Here is a 19,974-nt window from a genome sequence, read left to right on the forward strand (position 1 = left end):
GTTAACTGCCTAGAATTTCCATTCCAGCGATACAGCGTAATTACGGCCTGGGGCGCGATAGCGGTCTAAGCCTTTGCCATCGCGGTCAACCCCGTTGGTGGTGCTGTAGCTGTACAGGCCGCGCAGGGAGTCCCAAGTGGTGTATTTGCGGTTGAACATATTGTACACGCCGGCACGCAAAGTCAGGTTTTTAGCCGGTTTGTAGAAGCCGTACATATCAAACACATAAGCCGATTTGTTCAGCCATGGATAATCCACTACTTTTTCTTGCAAAGGCGTACCCCAACCGTTGTTTTCAAACACGGTATATTGAGCGTCTTTGGCTTTTTTCGCACCCAAATAAGTCAGGCGGGAGAACACACCCCATTTTTCGCTCGGGCTTTCGTAATCGACACCGGCAATCACTTTCAGAGGCTGAGTGGACAGCAGGCTGTTGTTGCCTGACAGTTTGCTCTTCGCGTAACCGACAGAACCAAACAATTTCCAGCCTTCAGGTACAAAAGAAACCACTTGACCTAAATTCAGACGGCCTGTCAGCTCAAGACCACGGATTCGGGCCTTGTCGATGTTTTGCATCTGCCATTCCAGTTTTTCGGAATAAGGATTGCTACAAATACCATAGTAGTAATTCATCTGAGTACAGCCGACATCGCCACTGGTGGTCAGCTTCTGCTCTTCAGACAAGAAGTTGCGGTAATTGCTTTGATACAGGTTGGCATCCAAAGTACCTTTTTCGCTGCGGCCTTGCAGAGAAAGGGTATGGGTGGTGCTGCGCTCGGCTTTCAGGTTCGGATTAGGCAACCAGGTACCTGAGCCGTGGTTGTAAGTGAAATACACTTCAGACGCATTCGGCACGCGGAAACCGGAAGTTACATCGTAACCCAAACGCCATGTCTGACTCAGCTGTGCAGCCAAGCCGACAAAACCGCTCCAGCCTTTATAAGTGTTGGCTGCAGGTGGTGTTTTGTCACAAGCATGACACTCGGCATTCAGTTGCTGCGGCGTCATTTTGGTGTAGTCGTAACGGATACCTGCGCGGCTGCTAAACACGTCGTTCCATTGGATTTGATCAGACAGCGAGAAACCGTAGTTGTTGGTTTTCACTGGATGCTGAATCGTGCTGGACGTGCGTAAAATACGGCCGCTGAAGTAGTAGTCGTCGCGGTTTAAGTTTTCAAACTCACGCTGGCTGGCGAAAGTTTTAAACGACAAGCGATGTTGGCCGCCCATTTGCAATGGTTGGCTGTCCATACGCAATGTAATGCGTTTGAAGGTTGTATCCATGCTGCGGTTGTAGATTTCGTCCAAATCCTTCTGATTGTAGTTGCGCGTCCAGGTAGAATAATCCATCGGGAACGAGCCTTTGTTGTTAACCGCCGCTACTTTGGTTTTCTGATAATCGAAGTCCGCTTTCAACAACGACAACCAATTCGAATCGGGCGTCCACTCGTAAAACAGGTTGGCATTGCGCCGTCTGTTTACGTCATCGGCTTCGCGCCAAGAAGAAGCGGTCAGGTTATAAGACTCTTCAATCGTGTAATTGTGGCCCTGCTGACCGTTGAGAGATGCGCCGATACGATGGTTGTCGTTGATTTGGTAAGCAATCTTACCCAAGAAGCTGTGGTATTTATGTTTGGACGGGTCAGGAATACCGCGCGCAGAACCACGGATATTCGCTCCGCTGCCGGCGCCCTCTACCGGATAACCACGCTCGCCCGCGCTTTCAGTCTCATGGCCGCGACGTTGCGAATACAGCAAAGCGGCATCCACGCGGTCGTTGTTCAAACCGAACCCAAGTGTATTTGTCCATTCGCGGTTGCGGCTGCTGTAACCGTTTTTCATCATCACGCCGAACTGACGCTCAGGCAACAGCAAATCATGACCTTGCAGTGTTTGGTAATTCACGCCGCCACCCAATGCACCGCTGCCGGTATTGAAAGAGTCTGCGCCCTTCACGATTTCGATGTTGCGCACGAGTTCGGGGTCGATAGACAGACGCGAGCTGTTGAAGTTGCCATAACGGGCATACAGCGAGTTTTCTTCGGAATCAGGCAGGTTTACGCCGTCAATGCTGACGCCGACACGGTTGCCTTCCACGCCGCGCACGGCAAAGCCTTTTTGATGGCGGCCACTGTCGCTCAAGCCAACGTCGGTGGAATAACGTACCAAGTCTTTGTTGTCACGTACCATTTCTTGTTGGATACGGCCAAGGTTGACACGTTCCACGGCTGCAGGCGCATTGCGCTGACCTTTAACGCGGACTTCTTTTATCTCTGCTTTAACGGGTGTGGTTTCAGTTGCAGCTTCATCTGCTGCTAATACTGGATTGCCAAAAATACTGCCGACTAGCGCGGCAATAGGGAGCATTTGTAATGGTTTCATATTATCAACTCAAGATGTAATGGATTGTTCATCCATCAGTTAATGCATAAAAAATTTCTGATAATCATTAATGATTAATAAGACAGCAACCCGTTCAAACAAAACTTTGTTGTGTAATTAAAGGCCCCTGCAAACATCTACGCCGAGACCTTGTCTGTTTGATTTAATTATTTTTTAGAGTCTGTGCGGCGTCATACCTTCAGGCGCTTCCGCACCTTCCGGCAAACCGAAGGTTTCACGCAGAATCACTTTATAGAATTCAAAAGCTTCGCGCGCGCCTTGAATGGCTTCCGCTTCAGCTTCCGGAGTCAAGTTCAAAGCATTCAGATGCTCGACAAAAGCGCGCCAGTGTTTGCCGCGGCCGTTCGGATGAGGAGCCAGGTGGCGTGCGCCAAATTCGCCGGTGTATTCGAGTTTTTGAGCGTGTTTGAACAAGAATGCCGCGCCCAAATTAGAACCTTCGGCGCAATACAGCCAGCCGATGGCTTTATTGCCGGTTTCGTGTGGCAATTCTTTGTCAAATTTGTAAGGCTCTTCACCCAAGTCTTTCAAGTCTTGAGTCACGGCATCGTAACGCGCCATGTATTCAAGCTCTGGAATGGCTTTGTTCAATTCGGCATCTTTATAGATGTGGTCGACAGCCTTATGGAAAACAGATTGAAGTTTCAAGAATTTGATGTAGTTTTCTTTGCTGGAAAAAGGTTGAACGGACATAACCAAGTTATCAACGCTGTCGTGCGTTGTCGTGGTTTGCTCTTTCAAGCGTTTGGCGAAAGTCAGCTCTTGGGTTTCACTCATGATGTTTCCTTTGAATTAAGAGACTAATAGTTTCAGATGGTTTCAGACAGCCTTTATGGTTAAAAATCCGTCTAATTTGAAAAGAATCGTTTTAAAAACAAAGAAGATAATTTTTAGCCTGCTTCAGGTTCGTTGACCGTGTACCTTCCACAAATCTACAAGGATTATCGTGTTTTTAAATATTGAGAATATATCTTATTTTTATCCTAATGGCAATAAACCAAACTAAGACCTATTAATAAAATTTAACGGTCCATAGTAATAATCTTCTGAAGTTTTTTCAAACTTTTCAGACGGCCCAAACCTTATTAAGCAGCCGCCATTCAATCCAATATCGACCTAAATTTGGGCTATCCTTCTGTTTTCCTTTATAATGCAACACTCTTTGCACCTTCTTTATCCCCTGCCGAACCATGAAACGGATTCCTGCCTACCATCGCTGGTGGCGCTACAAGTCTTATCTTCCTGATGCGACGCTGCCTGCACATACGGTGGAATGCCCGGATTGCGGCTGCCGTATGGATATTCCGCGCCTGCGTCAGGGGCAGGAAGCGCATTGTCCGGTGTGCAACCATGAAATTGTGGAGGTGGAAAACAATCCGTATATCGCGCCAATTGCCTATGCGCTGACAACCTTGATTCTAATGGCGTTCGCGTACAATATGGTGTATATCCGCGTGGATTTGTTCGGCGTGACATCGATTTTGTCGTTGCCGCAAATGATGCGGCTTTTGATTTCGCTGGATTACGGTTTTCTAGCGGAAGTGATGTTTATCCTCACCTTCGGCGCGCCCTTACTGTTTTTGCTGCTCTGTCTTTATGTTTATACGGCCTTGATACGCGAAAAGGCCTACCCTGCGCTGCGCTTTGCAACGCGCGTATTGGTTCGGCTGCGTCATTGGATTATGGTGGATGTGTTTTTCATTTCCACTTTGGTGGCGTATATCAAGCTCTCGTCCGTTGCTACAGTGGAATTCGGCTCAGCGTTTTATCTGATGTTTCCGCTGTCGGTCATGCTGATTCGGACTTCGGTATCGATTCCGCAGCATTGGGTTTATTATAAGATTCACCGTTTAACCGGCGGCCATGCGGTTCAGACGGCCGCTGAAGACAAAATCTGTTGCAGCCGCTGCCTGTATTTCCGCAATAAAGACGAGCAACCTTGCGGCGTATGCGGAGCAGACTTATACCGCCGCCGCCCGAAAAGCCTGAGCATTTCTCTGGCGTTTTTAATGGCGGCGTTTATCCTATATTTCCCTGCCAACATCCTGCCGATTATGATTTCGTCCAATCCGACGGCTTTGGAGATCAACACGATTTTTAACGGCATTGTTTATATGTGGAACGACGGCGACCGATTGATTGCCGTGATTATCTTTAGTGCCAGTATTATGGTGCCGGTTTTGAAGATTATTGCGATGGCGGTTTTGATTTATTCCGCATACTTCAAGCCTGTGATGAGCGCGGACAAGATGTCGGTTTTGTATCGGATTACCGAATCCATCGGCCGCTGGTCGATGATTGATATTTTTGTGATTATTATTTTGATGAGTTCGTTCCACACCAATATGGCACGCGTCGTGCCGGGTGGTGCGGCGATTTACTTCTGCCTGGTCGTTATTTTGACCATGCTTTCGGCCTATTATTTCGATCCCCGTCTGATTTGGGACAAGCAACAGCAGCTTTCAGACGGCCTTGATTCTGACCAGACCTTAACACAATGAAAAAACACGATTCTTCACCCAATTATCACGCCCCAGCGCGTGTCAAGAAAACCAATGTCTTCACGTCTGTCGTGTGGCTGATTCCGCTGATTGCGCTGATTGCCGGCGGCTGGCTTTTGATTAAAGACATCCGCAACCGCGGCCCTGTCGTTACGCTGTTGATGGACAGCGCCGAAGGCATCGAAGTCAACAACACCGTTATTAAAGTATTGAACGTCGATGTCGGACACGTTACCCGCATCAAATTGCGCGACGACCAAAAAGGCGTGGAAGTTACTGCCCAGCTCAGCGCCGATGCCAAAGACCTTATCCGCAGCGATACCCAATTTTGGGTGGTCAAACCGCGTATCGACCAAAGCGGCGTTACCGGCTTGGGAACCTTGCTTTCCGGCTCATATATTGCATTTACACCGGGCAAAAGCCAAGAAACCAAAGATGTATTTGTCGTCCAAGACATTCCGCCGATTGCCGCCATCGGTCAAAGCGGCCTGCGCCTGAATTTGATCGGCAAAAACGACCGCATCCTCAACGTCAGCAGCCCTGTTTTGTATGAAAACTTTATGGTCGGCCAAGTAGAAAGCGCGCATTTCGACCCGTCCGACCAAAGCGTGCATTACACCATTTTCATCCAAAGCCCCAACGACAAACTAATTAATTCCGCCAGCCGTTTTTGGCTGGAAAGCGGCATTAATATCGAAACCACAGGCAGTGGTGTCAAACTCAATTCCGCCCCTCTGCCTGCCCTGCTGTCCGGTGCGATTTCGTTTGATTCGCCCAAAACAAGCGACAGCAAAAACGTCAAAAGCGAAGACAGCTTCACGCTTTATGACAGCCGCAGCGAAGTCGCCAACCTGCCTGACGACCGCTCGCTGTACTACACCGCATTCTTCAAACAATCCGTACGCGGCCTGACTGCCGGTTCGCCTGTTGAATACAAAGGCCTGAATGTCGGCGTAGTTTCCGATGTTCCTTATTTCGACCGCAACGACAGCCTGCATTTGTTTGAAAACGGTTGGATTCCCGTACGCATCCGCATCGAGCCTTCCCGTTTGGAAATCAATGCCGACGAGCAAAGCAAAGAGCATTGGAAACAACAATTTCAGACGGCCTTAAACAAAGGCCTGACTGCCACTATCTCCAGCAACAACCTGCTGACCGGCAGCAAAATGATTGAGTTGAACGATCAGCCTTCCGCATCGCCTAAGCTGCGACCGCATACCGTTTATGCAGGCGATACCGTTATCGCGACCCAAGGCGGTGGTTTGGACGATTTGCAAGCCAAAGTGGCCGATTTGCTAGACAAATTCAACAATCTGCCATTGGATAAAACCGTTGCCGGCTTGAACGGTTCGCTTGCCGAGCTCAAGTCCACACTCAAATCTGCCAATGCCGCCCTAAGCTCTATCGACAAACTGGTCGGCAAACCGCAGACACAAAACATTCCGAACGAGTTGAACCAAACCCTGAAAGAGTTGCGTCAAACCCTGCAAGGCGTATCGCCGCAATCGCCTATCTACGGCGACGTACAAAATACGCTGCAAAGTTTGGACAAAACCTTAAAAGACGTTCAACCCGTGATTAATACTTTGAAAGAAAAACCCAACGCGCTGATTTTTAACAGCAACAGCAAAGACCCTATCCCGAAAGGAAGCCGATAATGCGCCTCTTCCCGATTGCCGCCGCCCTGACGCTTGCCGCCTGCGGCACTGCGCAAAGCACACAATATTTCGTCCTGCCCGACAGCCAGTACATCCGTCCGGCTGCACAAGGCAACGAAATCGCGGTCAAAGTCAACCTTGCCGAACCGCTTGCCAACGGCGGCCTCGTTTACCAAACCGATGCCTATCATGTGAATCTGGCGAAAAACCACCTTTGGGCGGCTCCGCTCGATGGTGCATTGGCGGCAAACCTCAGCAACAAGCTCAACCGCCTCAATCCGCGTCGCACCTTTGTGCCTGCTTCACGTAGCCAAAGCAGCCAAACCCTGAAAGTCTATATCGAAGCCTTCCAAGGCAGCTATCAAGGGCAGACCACCATCAGCGGTTATGCACAATGGCCGGACGGACGCAGCAAACCGTTTAACGCCATTACGCCGCAACAAGGCGACGGCTATACCGCCATGCTCGAATCGTTGGAAAACGGTTTGTCACAGGTTGCCGATACGATTGCCCATTAAACAAAAAGGCCGTCTGAACATTTTCAGACGGCCTTTTTCATGTTTCAAACATTCATTACAACGCGCGGTCAAAATACAAAGCCACGCCGGAACGCTCACTCATCGCCAACAAATAATCCATCAATTTTTGCGGCCATTGAATACCGCGCACAACGGTCAGGTTGCGCAAAATAGGGAACGTCAGGATATCTTCCAAACTGATTTCACCGCCCAAGCCCTCGCCTTCGCATACCAGCGCTTCCAGTTCGGCCAAATCTTGATGCAGACGCTCCAGATATTGCGCCGTTTTGTTCAGATTAGTCTCGAAATTTCCGATACTTTTCTCTTTTTTGTCGATAAAGTATTTTTTCGCTTCATCGGTCTCAAATTCAGGCAAGCCGATTTTGACCATGCGCGGCTGTACCAATTTGTTATTGTATTCGCCCACTTTATCCAACCAAGCCTGAACTTCGGGACGAACCTCTTCTTTCAGACGGCCTTGATCGATATAGCGGACAATATCCAAACTTTCACCCATAAACGAACCATCTTCTTTTTGCAAAATCGGCACTTGTTTTGAGCCAATCATGCCAATCGGCGTAGCTTCGTCATCGTTTGCTAAGACGACCTCTTCCACCGCCACATCGCGCAAGCCGAAAATCATCCTTGCACGAACGCAAAACGGGCAATGGTCGTAAATATACAGTTTCATCGAAATACTCCTTAAAATTTCAAAACGGTTAACCATAACACCCAAGGCCGTCTGAAACAAGACTTCCTGAAACATAGTGCCACATTCGCATACAAATCTAGGGCTGTCGGCAATAAACTGTTACAATGGCAACGTTTTTATCAAAAAGAAAAAAACGCACGCCATGACCATTATTCGCCAAACGCCCCAAACATCGAGTGCAACGCTGGAAGGCCTCCTCGCTTGGTTCGACGGCTATGTTGCCGCGCTGCCCGATTCCGATAAAAACCTGATTCAGACGGCCTTTGACTTAGCTAAAGAACATTACCCCGCCGATGCCCTAACAACTTACGGCGAGCCATTGCTGGAACATTTCCTCGGCTCGATGCAAATCGTCAGCGAACTCGACCTCTTGCCCGATGCCGTGGCCGCTACGATTTTGTCCGACATCGGCAAATACGTTCCCACTTGGCGCGAATTGGTTACCGAACGCTGCAACAGCACCGTTTGCGAGCTGGTCAAAGGCGTGGACGAAGTGCAGAAACTGACCCAATTCGCACGCGTGGACAGCCTTGCCACGCCTGAAGAGCGCGCCCAACAGGCGGAAACCATGCGTAAAATGCTGTTGGCGATGGTTACCGACATCCGCGTCGTCCTGATCAAACTGGCCATGCGTACGCGCACCCTGCAATTTTTAAGCAACGTTCCTGACAACCCTGAAAAGCGTGCCGTTGCCAAAGAAACCCTCGACATTTTTGCCCCGCTCGCCAACCGCTTGGGTGTATGGCAACTCAAATGGCAGCTCGAAGATTTGGGCTTCCGTCATCAAGAGCCGGAAAAATACCGCGAAATCGCCCTGCTTTTGGACGAAAAACGCACCGAGCGCCTCGAATACATCGAAAACTTCCTCAATATCCTGCGTACGGAACTGAAAAAATACAATATTCATTTTGAAGTTGCCGGAAGACCGAAGCATATCTACTCCATTTACAAAAAAATGGTGAAGAAAAAGCTCACTTTCGACGGCTTGTTCGACATCCGCGCCGTACGGATTTTGGTGGACACCATTCCTGAGTGTTACACCACCTTGGGTATTGTCCACAGCCTCTGGCAGCCTATTCCGGGCGAGTTTGACGACTATATCGCCAACCCGAAAGGCAACGGCTATAAAAGTTTGCACACCGTCATCGTCGGCCCGGAAGACAAAGGCGTGGAAGTCCAAATCCGCACCTTCGATATGCACCAATTCAACGAATTTGGTGTCGCCGCCCACTGGCGTTATAAAGAAGGCGGCAAGGGTGATTCCGCCTATGAACAGAAAATCGCTTGGTTGCGCCAACTCCTAGACTGGCGCGAAAACATGGCTGAAAGCGGCAAAGAAGACCTTGCCGCCGCCTTTAAAACTGAGCTTTTCAACGACACGATTTATGTTTTGACTCCGCACGGCAAAGTCCTCTCCCTGCCTACGGGCGCCACCCCCATCGACTTTGCCTATGCCCTGCACAGCAGCGTGGGCGACCGTTGTCGCGGCGCAAAAGTCGAAGGACAAATCGTACCGCTGTCAACGCCGTTGGAAAACGGACAACGCGTTGAAATCATTACCGCCAAAGAGGGAAATCCTTCCGTCAACTGGCTCTACGAAGGCTGGGTCAAATCCAACCGCGCCATCAGCAAAATCCGTGCCTATATCCGCCAGCAAAATGCAGATACCGTGCGCGAAGAAGGCCGCGCCCAGTTGGACAAACAGTTGTCAAAAATCTTCCCCAAACCCAATCTGCAAGCATTGGCGGAAAAACTCGGCTTCAAAAAAACCGACGAACTCTATACGGCCATCGGTCAGGGCGAAGTTTCCAACCGCGCCATCCACAAAGCCTGCGGCGCGCTGAATGAACCGCCTCCCGTGCCGATTGATGAAACCAATATCGTCAAGCAGTCCAAAATCAAAAAAGGCGGCAAAAATGGCATTTTGATTGACGGCGAAGACGGCCTGATGACCACGCTTGCCAAATGCTGCAAACCAGCACCTCCTGACGACATTATCGGTTTCGTTACGCGCGACCGGGGCATTTCCGTCCATCGCAACACCTGCCCTTCTTTCCGCCACCTTGCCGAACACTCTCCTGAAAAAGTGTTGAATGCAAGCTGGGCAGCCTTGCAAGAAGGACAAGTATTTGCCGTCGATGTTGAAATCCGCGCCCAAGACCGCTCCGGTTTGCTGCGCGACGTTTCGGATGCGCTGGCGCGGCACAAGCTCAACGTTACCGCGGTTCAAACCCAATCACGCGATTTGGAAGCCAGCATGCGCTTTACCCTTGAAGTCCGCCAAGTCAACGACCTGCCGCGCGTATTAGCCAGTCTGGGCGACATCAAAGGCGTTTTAAGCGTAACGCGCTTATAATTCCCATTCCCCCATCTAAAGGCCGTCTGAAAGTATTGCTTTCAGACGGCCTTTCACACATCAGCTGCCAATATATAACCTACGCTTCTATCCTTACAATCAGCCGTTATTTCCTGTCCGCCATATTCTCAGGCAAACTCGCCATCCGTATGATAAAGAAAGATATTTTTATTCTTATATTAACCTTAAGGAAACTTCATGGATACACGAGACCTGTTCCCTCATGAAATTTTGCAGGACGCCATCGGCAAGAGTTGCGCCAAATCTGAATTCAGCATCAAAATGTTGGTGATTTTGAGTTTCTTAGGCGGCGGTTATGTCGGCTTCGGCTATCTTGCCTGCCTGCGCGTCATCAGCGGCATTCCAGCCGAATGGAACGGCCTGGCCGCCCTTTTGGGCGCATCCGTGTTCCCTATCGCACTGATTTGTATCTTAATCGGCGGCGGCGAGTTGGCAACAGGCAATATGATGATTATGGCTTTGGGCAGATTGACCGGCCGCGTCAGCACCCACAAACTGGTGCGCAACTGGCTGATTGTCAGCTTGGGCAATCTGGCAGGCGCCGTTGCCATGGCCTATTTCCTCGGCCACTATGTCGGCCTGGCAGAGGGAGCGGCTACGGCTAAAACCATTGCCATCGCAGAAGCCAAAGTTAATATGGACTTTGGCCGTGCATTCGTCTCCGCTATCGCATGTAACTGGATGGTGTGCATGGGTATTTGGTTCTATTTCGGTTCACGCCATACTTCAGGCCGCATTTTGGCAACTTGGTTTCCGGTCATGATCTTCGTGTTAATCGGCTTTCAACATTTTGTTGCCAATATGTTCATCATTCCGGCCGGCATTTGGGCGGGCGCAAACGTCAGCTGGGGTCAATTTTTCTACAACATGATTCCCGTTTTCTTAGGCAACGTCCTGGGCGGGTCATCCTTTGTCGCAGCCTCTTATCTCTTTGCTTACAAACACTTACTAAAAGACGATTTTTCTATTTAATGTAGTCTTTTTTCTAAAAACCCCGTATCTACCCGACACAGATACGGGGTTTCTGCACAAGGCCGTCTGAAAGTCCAAGTCGTTTAATTACTTTTTCTCTTTAATCCTCAAAAAACATCAGGAAAGATAGTTTCATACACTTTCCTTCGTCATCATCGGTAAAAATTTATATATTTTTATGTTTTTAAATGACTTAGCTAAAAGGCGGCATTAATTTCGAATAAAGGCTGAGTTCTTCGCTTTGCAAAAGCGACTTTTTACGGTATGCTGGTTTAAATTATTTACAATTTAATGCATTAAAATTTCGTATTTTATTGTATTTGAAAATAATTTATCCTGTCTCTCTCGCAAAAAACAGGATTTTTAAGCTGTATTTTTATTAGAAAAAAGTTTGGGTATGAATTGCTTGCAATTTCAAACCCGTTTTAAAAGTTAGATGAGGAATAAGTACATGAATCCCATGTATATCACTTTCGCGATCTATTTGGTCGCCGTATTACTGATCGGCCTCGCTGCCTATTTTTCAACACGAAACTTCGACGACTACATCCTCGGCGGCCGCAGCTTAGGTCCGTTCGTGACCGCGATGTCTGCCGGTGCTTCCGATATGTCAGGTTGGCTTTTGATGGGCTTGCCAGGTGCCATTTACCTGAGCGGTTTGAATGAAGCTTGGATCGCCATTGGTCTGATTGTGGGTGCATACCTCAACTGGCTTTTGGTTGCAGGCCGTCTGCGCGTACATACCGAATACGCCAACAACGCGCTGACGCTTCCTGATTACTTCTTCCACCGCTTTGGTGCCGGCGGTCACTTGATGAAAGTGGTTTCTGCACTGATTATCTTGTTCTTCTTCACTATTTACTGTGCTTCAGGCATCGTAGCCGGTGCTACCCTGTTCCAAAGCCTATTCCACGGTATGTCTTACACTCAAGCCATGTGGCTGGGTGCCGGCGCAACCATCGCCTATACTTTCTTGGGCGGTTTCTTGGCAGTAAGCTGGACCGATACCCTGCAAGCTTCTTTGATGATTTTTGCATTGGTACTGACTCCTGTCATGGTGTACTTGGGTTTGGGCGGTGCTGATCAAATGAACTCTGCCATCCAACAAGTTGCCGCTTCTACCGGTAAAGAATACGGCAGCCTGTTTGCCGGTACTACTTTCATCGGCATTATCTCTACCGCCGCTTGGGGCTTGGGCTATTTCGGCCAACCACACATCTTGGCCCGTTTCATGGCTGCTGAAAGCGCTAAATCTTTGGTTTCTGCACGCCGTATCGGTATGACCTGGATGATTCTGTGTATGGCCGGTGCCGTGGCTGTCGGCTACTTCGGTATCGCTTACTTCGGCGCCAACCCTGCCCACGTTGATGAAATGAACGGCAACCACGAACGTATCTTCATCGCTTTGGCCACCCTGCTTTTCAACCCTTGGATTGCCGGTATCATCTTGAGTGCGATTCTCGCCGCCGTAATGTCCACCCTGTCTTGCCAATTGTTGGTTTGCTCCAGCGCGATTACCGAAGACTTCTACAAAGGCTTCCTGCGTAAAAAAGCACAACAAGCCGAGTTGGTATGGATCGGCCGTCTGATGGTTTTGGCGATTGCCGTGATTTCCATCCTGATTGCTTCTGATCCTAACAGCAAAGTATTGGGCTTGGTGGCTTACGCATGGGCTGGCTTTGGTGCCGCATTCGGCCCGGTTGTTATCCTGTCTGTACTGTGGAAACGCATTACTGCCTACGGCGCACTCTCCGGCATGATTGCAGGCGCGCTAACTGTAGTAGTTTGGGCTGAGTGGATCAAAAAACCTGCTTTGGCCGCACAAGAAACAGGTTTCGCTACTGTCTATGAAATCGTTCCAGGCTTTATCATTTGCACACTCGTGATTGTTTTGGTGTCCCTGATCGACAAAAAACCTTCACGCGAATTGCAAGAACGCTTTGAGAAAGCAGACGCAGAATACCGCGCCTCTAAATAAGGTGTTTTCAGACGGCCTGCATGATTCCGTGCAGGCCGTCTTTACGACATAAACTGTTTCAAAATAATCTGAGCCTTATCAGAAAAAACAGCAATTTATGCGGATGCATCTTGTATCCGCATCATAATTTTATTACGATATTACTATCCTTCAGAATGCTTGTTTTAGCAGTCTTAATTCAGGTCGTCTGAAATCATGAAAAAACCTTTGGAGAACATAAATAATGTTTAACTTCGCTTTTCCAACACAAACTCCTCTGCGTCAAGCTGTAACTGATGCCTACCGCCGCGACGAAATCGAGGCCGTTCAGGATATGTTGCAACGTGCACAGATGACCGACGAAGAGCGCAATGCCGCCTCCGAGCTTGCCCGTCGTTTGGTTACTCAAGTCCGCTCCAGCCGCACCAAAGCAAGCGGCGTAGATGCCTTGATGCACGAATTCTCTCTCTCCAGTGAAGAAGGTGTTGCACTGATGTGTCTGGCCGAAGCCCTGCTGCGTATTCCGGACAATGCAACCCGCGACCGCCTGATTGCCGACAAAATCTCCGAAGGCAACTGGAAAAGCCACTTGAACAACAGCCCTTCCCTCTTCGTTAACGCGGCTGCATGGGGTCTGTTGATTACCGGCAAACTGACCGCGACAAACGACAAACAGATGAGTTCCGCATTGAGCCGTCTGATCAGCAAAGGCGGCGCCCCTCTGATCCGTCAAGGCGTTAACTACGCCATGCGCCTGCTGGGCAAACAGTTTGTCACCGGCCAAACCATTGAAGAAGCGCTGCAAAACGGTAAAGAGCGCGAAAAAATGGGTTACCGCTTCTCTTTCGATATGTTGGGTGAAGCCGCATACACCGAAGAAGATGCCAACCGCTACTACAACGACTACGTTCAAGCCATTCACGCCATCGGTAAAGATGCCGCAGGCCAAGGCGTTTACGAAGGCAACGGTATCTCCGTTAAACTTTCCGCCATCCACCCTCGCTACTCACGCGCCCAACACGAACGCGTTATGAGCGAACTGTTGCCACGCCTGAAAGAATTGTTCCTTTTGGGTAAAAAATACGATATCGGTATCAACATCGACGCCGAAGAAGCCAACCGTCTCGAATTGTCTTTAGACTTGATGGAAGCTTTGGTTTCCGATCCTGACTTGGCCGGCTACAAAGGTATCGGTTTCGTTGTTCAAGCCTACCAAAAACGTTGCCCGTTCGTTATCGACTACCTGATCGACCTGGCCCGCCGCAACAACCAAAAACTGATGATCCGTTTGGTTAAAGGCGCATACTGGGACAGCGAAGTGAAATGGGCTCAAGTAGACGGCATGGAAGGCTATCCGACTTACACCCGTAAAGTCCACACCGACATCTCCTACCTCGCCTGCGCACGCAAACTCTTGGATGCGCAAGATGCCGTGTTCCCACAATTTGCCACCCACAACGCCTATACTTTGGGCGCAATCTACCAAATGGGTAAAGGCAAAGACTTCGAACACCAATGTCTGCACGGCATGGGCGAAACCCTGTACGACCAAGTGGTCGGCCCGCAAAACTTAGGCCGCCGCGTACGCGTGTATGCCCCGGTCGGCACACACGAAACCCTGCTTGCCTACTTGGTACGCCGTCTGTTGGAAAACGGTGCGAACTCTTCTTTCGTGAACCAAATCGTTGACGAAAACATCAGCATCGACCGCCTGATTAAGAGCCCGTTCGACACCATCGCCGAACAAGGCATCCACCTGCATCCGGCATTGCCTCTGCCGCGCGATTTGTATGGCAAAAGCCGTCTGAACTCCCAAGGCGTCGATTTCAGCAACGAAAACGTATTGCAAAACCTGCAAGAAAAACTCAACCAAGCTTCTTCCGAAGACTTCCACGCCGCTTCTATCGTCAATGGCGAAGCGCGTAACGTGGGCGAAGCTCAACCCGTCCGCAACCCTGCAGACCACAACGATGTTGTCGGCACTGTCAGCTTTGCCGATGCAGCCTTGGCTCAAGAAGCTATTGGTGCAGCCGTTGCCGCCCTGCCGGAGTGGAGCGCCAAACCTGCTTCAGAACGCGCCGACTGCCTGCGCCGTTTTGCCGATTTGTTGGAACAACACACGCCTGCATTGATGATGCTGGCCGTCCGCGAAGCCGGTAAAACCCTGAACAACGCCGTTGCCGAAGTACGCGAAGCCGTTGACTTCTGCCGCTACTATGCCAACGAAGCTGAGAACACCCTGCCTAAAGATGCCAAAGCTGTCGGCGCAATCGTTGCCATCAGCCCATGGAACTTCCCATTGGCCATCTTTACCGGCGAAGTGGTTTCTGCATTGGCAGCCGGTAACACCGTTATCGCCAAACCTGCCGAACAAACCAGCCTGATTGCTACTTACGCAGTTTCCCTGATGCATCAAGCTGGTATTCCGACTTCTGCGCTGCAACTCGTACTCGGCGCAGGCGATGTCGGCTCTGCCCTGACCGGCGATGCCCGCATCGGCGGCGTGATCTTTACCGGTTCTACCGAAGTAGCGCGCCTGATCAACAAAGCCCTGTCCAAACGCGACGACAGCCCTGTCCTGATTGCCGAGACCGGCGGTCAAAACGCGATGATCGTGGACTCTACCGCCCTGCCGGAACAAGTCTGCCTCGACGTATTGAACTCTGCCTTCGACAGCGCGGGCCAACGTTGTTCCGCCCTGCGTATCTTGTGTGTTCAAGAAGATGTTGCCGATAAAATGATCAACATCATCAAAGGCGCAATGGACGAGCTGGTTGTCGGCAAACCGACCCAACTGACCACAGACATCGGCCCTGTCATCGATACTGAAGCCCAACAAAACCTGTTGGCCCACATCAACAAAATGAAAGGCGTAGCAAAGGCTTACCACGAAATCAAAACTGCCGCCGACGTTGATGACAACAACTCTACCTTCGTTCGTCCAATCCTGTTTGAATTGAATAACCTGAACGAGTTGCAACGCGAAGTGTTCGGTCCTGTACTGCACGTTGTCCGCTACCGCGCCAGCGAATTGGATCAACTCATCGACCAAATCAACGCCAAAGGCTATGCTCTGACCAGCGGTGTACACAGCCGTATCGAAGGCACTGTCGACCATATCCGCGACCGCATCGAAGCCGGTAACATCTACGTTAACCGCAACATCGTTGGTGCTGTTGTCGGCGTACAACCTTTCGGCGGTCACGGCTTGTCCGGTACCGGTCCAAAAGCAGGCGGTTCATTCTATCTGCAACGCCTGGTTCGTACTCCTGAATGGGTTGCCCCAACCCTCAGCCGAATCGGTCAAGCAGACGAAGACGCACTCAAACGTTTGGAAACCCTGGTTCACAAACTGCCGTTTAACGCAGAAGAGAAAAAAGCCGCAGCCGCAGCTTTGGGTCACGCCCGCGTCCGTACCCTGCGCAAAGCCGAAACCGTATTGGTCGGTCCGACCGGCGAACGCAACTCATTGAGCTGGCGCTCTCCAAAACGTGTTTGGGTACATGGCGGCAATCTGCTGCAAGCCTTCTCTGCCCTGACCGAGCTGGCAGCCGCAGGCATCCAAACCGTTGTTGAGCCTAACAGCCCGTTGGCTTCCTACTCAGCCGATTTGGACGGTTTGTTGCAAGTCAACAGCAAACCTGAAAACGCAGGCATCAGCCATGTTGCCGCTATCGAGCCTTTGAGCAGCGAGCGCAAACAAGAGTTGGCCGGCCGCGACGGTGCGCTCATCCGCATCCTGCCTTCCGAACAAGGTCTGGACATCCTGCAAGTATTTGAAGAAATTTCTTGCAGTATCAATACTACCGCTGCCGGTGGTAACGCCAGCCTGATGGCAGTTGCCGACTAATCGTAGCCAAATCAAAGGCCGTCTGAAATTCAGACGGCCTTTTTTTATCTGTTTTTATTTACATTTTTGCCGGATATTCGCACAAATCATTAATCAAACATTTGCTGCATTGCGGTTTCAAAGCCTTACATGTATAACGGCCGTGCAAAATCAACCAATGATGGGCATCCATCAAAAATTCTTTGGGAATAAAGCGCATCAGCTTGTCTTCAACTTCGCGCACATCCTTGCCGGGCGCGATTTTGGTGCGGTTGGCCACACGGAAAATATGGGTATCGACCGCCATAACAGGTTGCCCGAATGCAGTATTCAACACCACATTGGCTGTTTTACGGCCAACACCGGGCAAAGATTCCAAAGCCTCTCGGTCGGCAGGCACTTCGCCATTGTATTTTTCCAGCAAAATACGGCAAGTCTGCATGATGTGTTTGGATTTGGTTTTATAGAGGCCTATGGTTTTGGTGTATTCCATCACGCCGTCCAGCCCCAAATCCAACATGGCTTGCGGCGTATTGGCAACGGGAAAGAGTTTGGCAGTCGCTTTGTTCACGCCGACATCAGTTGCTTGTGCAGACAATAAAACGGCGATAAGCAGCTCAAACGGCGAGCTAAAATTCAACTCGGTAGTCGGATGAGGATTGGCAGCGCGGAAACGCTCGAAAATTTCTTGGCGGATTTGTTTGTTCATTGTTTAGATTATTTTTTATTGGCGCAGCAATTATAGTGAAATCATGCTGATACGGCTACTTCAAGTAAACAAGGCCGTCTGAAATTGTTTTCAGACGGCCTTGTTTTATAAAAGCATTGCTATTTTAATGCGGTTTACTTCTTACTCAAAGTCAGCCCTGTCCAGCCGAACACCAGCGTCAGAGCCAAGCTCAAGTAGCAGAAGAAGGCATAAGGCAGGTATTCCCAAACAGGCACGCCCAAGGCATGGCTAATAAATACGCCGCAGACGCTCCAAGGCACCAACGGGTTGATGACCGTACCCGCATCTTCCAGCGTACGGGCAAGGTTGCGCGAATGCAGGCCGAGTTTGTCATATACCGGCTTAAAGGTTTCGCCGGAAAGCAGGATACTTAAATATTGTTCGCCAATCAGGAAGTTGACGCCGACCGATGTCATGGCCACGCTGAAAGTAGCACGTCCGGCATTGGTCAGGAACGCACGAATGGCTTCCAACAAAGACGGAATCACACCGATGCTGAACAACAGGCCGCCCAAGCTCATGCCGAGTATCACAATGGTTTGCGTGAAGAACATGCTTTCCAAACCGCCGCGTGAAATCAAACGGGCAATGTCTTTAAATGCTTCGCCTTCGAGTTTGTATCCGCCGTAAAACCACGCGCCCAGCTGTTTCAAATCAGGCGTACTATGGAAGTAAGTGACAATCAGCGCCACCACAACGGTAAACAACATGGCCACAATGGCATTGACACGCATCAGGGCGAGGACAACCAATAAAGCAAACGGAATCAGCGAGTAGGCATGCACCAAACCGGTTGCTTCCAATTGCGCGCGGAAAGCCTCGACGCTGTTCATATCATGCGCGGCAACATTGGGCAAGAGCCACAACATCAAGGCCGCACTGATCAACCACGCAGGCACAGTGGTGTACATCATGTTTTTGATGTGCTCGAACAAATCAATGCCGACAATCGAAGCGGAAATACCGGTCGTATCGGAAAGCGGCGACATTTTATCGCCGAAAAACGCACCCGACACAATCGCACCTGCCGTCATCGCCATATCGGCATGAAACGCAGCCGCCATCCCCATAAATGCCACGCCAACAGTTGCACAAGTCGTCAAACTACTGCCGATGGAAATACCGATGATCGAGCAAAGCGCAAACGCCGAAAAATAAAAATAAGTCGGCGAAATCAATCCGAAACCGTAATACATCAGCGTCGGAATCGCACCACTCATCATCAGCGCGCTGACCATCAGGCCGATAAAGAAAAACAGATAAATCGCGCCCATGCCCTGCCCGACCGCGCCTATCATACCGTTTTGCATATCTTGATATTTCAAGCCACGCATCAAACCGTACAAAAGCAAGACCACGATCGCCGTCACAATCGACATATGCGGCAGCCATTCAAGCGAAATAATCGTATAACCCATTGCAGCCACCAAAGCTAAGGCCACAGCGATGGCCTCAAAGCGCGGCATATTAAGTAAGGATTTGAAAGCAAACATTGTTCTTTGCCTTTTTAATAAGTATTTAACAGATTTTAGCATAACAGGCCGTCTGAAAAACCGGTTTCAGACGGCCTGTTGATTATTTTACGAAAGCAACGCTCACAAATCCTTGCCATTTTCTTTAAAATAAACGAATTATTTAGAATAAAATATTTTTTAATTAAAATAAATAGTATTTTATTGCTTTTTAAAATATCCATCATGCAAAAATGCCACCACTTGCTCGACCGTTTTACGGTTAAACAGCATACCGCTATGGCTGACAGGTAAAACAATATGATCGCGCATATTCGGACAATGCGTTTCGCTGACCAAAACCGTACCATCATGTTCGCCATGCAAACCTAAAACACGGCCCAGACCATACGGTTTGTTACCGGCGATACTGCCCAGCTCAACACCCTCTGGCAATTCAGGCATACCGCCGTCCAATGCGCCTTTATACGAGCCGCCCAATACCGGCTTTTGCAAACCCATATTGAACACACGTTGCGCGGCACGGCTGCCTTGGTGCGGCGTACCCATGGTAACGATACGGCCGCTGACTTTATCCGGATATGCTGCTGCAAAATTGCGTAAGACCAAGCCGCCCAAACTGTGGCCGACAAAGTGCAGCGTTTCATCAGCATGGTTCTCATCAATCCATCGCGCCAAGTCCTCAACATGCCGATTCATCGAGTGCAACACACTGCAATAATCGAACAGAGCAACTTCAAAACCTTCTTGTTCCAGCAAATACGCCAGCGGTTTCATTACCCATGAATGCATGTGCAAGCCATGCAGCAAAATGATTTTGGCCATTTTTTCCTCCTGTCATTTAA

General features: G+C 49.8%; 13 protein-coding genes. 7 read left to right on the plus strand and 6 right to left on the minus strand.

The features are described from left to right. Positions 1 to 9 precede the first annotated feature (9 nt). Complete coding sequence (locus tag TW89_RS09695; protein WP_128581316.1) at positions 10 to 2,382, minus strand: TonB-dependent hemoglobin/transferrin/lactoferrin family receptor; 2,373 nt, start codon at positions 2,380 to 2,382, stop codon at positions 10 to 12. A 174-nt stretch (positions 2,383 to 2,556) separates the two neighbouring features. Continuing rightward, a complete protein-coding gene (locus TW89_RS09700) occupies positions 2,557 to 3,180 on the minus strand; it encodes a biliverdin-producing heme oxygenase (RefSeq protein WP_049329094.1) in 624 nt (207 codons plus the stop codon). 413 nt (positions 3,181 to 3,593) lie between these two features. Between TW89_RS09700 and TW89_RS09705 the strand changes: the two genes are divergently transcribed. The 3 genes from TW89_RS09705 to TW89_RS09715 are packed head-to-tail and all read left to right on the plus strand — an operon-like array spanning position 3,594 to position 7,080. Beyond that, on the plus strand, positions 3,594 to 4,904 hold the full coding sequence (locus TW89_RS09705; protein ID WP_128581317.1) for a paraquat-inducible protein A: 1,311 nt from the start codon (positions 3,594 to 3,596) through the stop codon (positions 4,902 to 4,904). Then, on the plus strand, positions 4,901 to 6,562 hold the full coding sequence (pqiB, locus tag TW89_RS09710) for an intermembrane transport protein PqiB (RefSeq protein ID WP_128581318.1): 1,662 nt from the start codon (positions 4,901 to 4,903) through the stop codon (positions 6,560 to 6,562). Before TW89_RS09705 ends, pqiB begins: the two co-directional genes overlap by 4 nt. Next, positions 6,562 to 7,080 carry a PqiC family protein gene (locus TW89_RS09715; RefSeq protein ID WP_128581319.1) on the plus strand — a complete coding sequence of 173 codons (519 nt, stop codon included), beginning with the start codon at positions 6,562 to 6,564 and terminating at the stop codon, positions 7,078 to 7,080. Before pqiB ends, TW89_RS09715 begins: the two co-directional genes overlap by 1 nt. 55 nt (positions 7,081 to 7,135) lie before the next feature. Here the strand turns inward: TW89_RS09715 and TW89_RS09720 are convergent, their stop codons facing one another. Further along, the gene (locus tag TW89_RS09720; RefSeq protein ID WP_128581320.1) at positions 7,136 to 7,846 is read right to left on the minus strand and encodes a GrxB family glutaredoxin; all 711 of its coding nucleotides are present in this window, start codon (positions 7,844 to 7,846) and stop codon (positions 7,136 to 7,138) included. An 88-nt stretch (positions 7,847 to 7,934) separates the two neighbouring features. On the opposite strand from TW89_RS09720, the gene TW89_RS09725 reads away from it, so the two are divergent. From TW89_RS09725 to putA, 4 genes are all read left to right on the plus strand, one after another. Then, entirely contained in the window at positions 7,935 to 10,148 is a 2,214-nt protein-coding gene (locus tag TW89_RS09725; RefSeq protein ID WP_128581321.1) for a RelA/SpoT family protein, read from the plus strand. A gap of 198 nt (positions 10,149 to 10,346) precedes the next feature. Further along, positions 10,347 to 11,141, plus strand: a complete 795-nt coding sequence (locus TW89_RS09735) for a formate/nitrite transporter family protein (RefSeq protein ID WP_063068917.1) — start codon at positions 10,347 to 10,349, stop codon at positions 11,139 to 11,141. Between the two features lie 451 nt (positions 11,142 to 11,592). Beyond that, on the plus strand, positions 11,593 to 13,119 hold the full coding sequence (gene putP, locus TW89_RS09740; RefSeq protein ID WP_128581322.1) for a sodium/proline symporter PutP: 1,527 nt from the start codon (positions 11,593 to 11,595) through the stop codon (positions 13,117 to 13,119). A 223-nt stretch (positions 13,120 to 13,342) separates the two neighbouring features. Next, positions 13,343 to 16,948 carry a bifunctional proline dehydrogenase/L-glutamate gamma-semialdehyde dehydrogenase PutA gene (gene putA, locus TW89_RS09745; protein WP_128581323.1) on the plus strand — a complete coding sequence of 1,202 codons (3,606 nt, stop codon included), beginning with the start codon at positions 13,343 to 13,345 and terminating at the stop codon, positions 16,946 to 16,948. 58 nt (positions 16,949 to 17,006) lie between these two features. Here putA and nth read toward each other — a convergent pair whose 3' ends face one another. The 3 genes from nth to TW89_RS09760 all read right to left on the minus strand — a co-directional run bounded on the left by nth (position 17,007) and on the right by TW89_RS09760 (position 19,954). After that, on the minus strand, positions 17,007 to 17,636 hold the full coding sequence (gene nth, locus TW89_RS09750; RefSeq protein ID WP_049323145.1) for an endonuclease III: 630 nt from the start codon (positions 17,634 to 17,636) through the stop codon (positions 17,007 to 17,009). Positions 17,637 to 17,770: 134 nt separating this feature from the next. After that, positions 17,771 to 19,150: a Na+/H+ antiporter NhaC gene (gene nhaC / locus TW89_RS09755; protein ID WP_070607613.1), complete on the minus strand. Its 1,380-nt coding sequence runs from the start codon at positions 19,148 to 19,150 to the stop codon at positions 17,771 to 17,773. Positions 19,151 to 19,330: 180 nt separating this feature from the next. Continuing rightward, positions 19,331 to 19,954 (minus strand): alpha/beta fold hydrolase, encoded by a 624-nt coding sequence (locus tag TW89_RS09760; RefSeq protein ID WP_128581324.1) that lies wholly within the window; start codon positions 19,952 to 19,954, stop codon positions 19,331 to 19,333. Positions 19,955 to 19,974 lie beyond the last annotated feature (20 nt).

The organism is Neisseria flavescens (assembly GCF_001618065.1).
Classification (GTDB): Bacteria; Pseudomonadota; Gammaproteobacteria; order Burkholderiales; family Neisseriaceae; genus Neisseria; species Neisseria flavescens_A.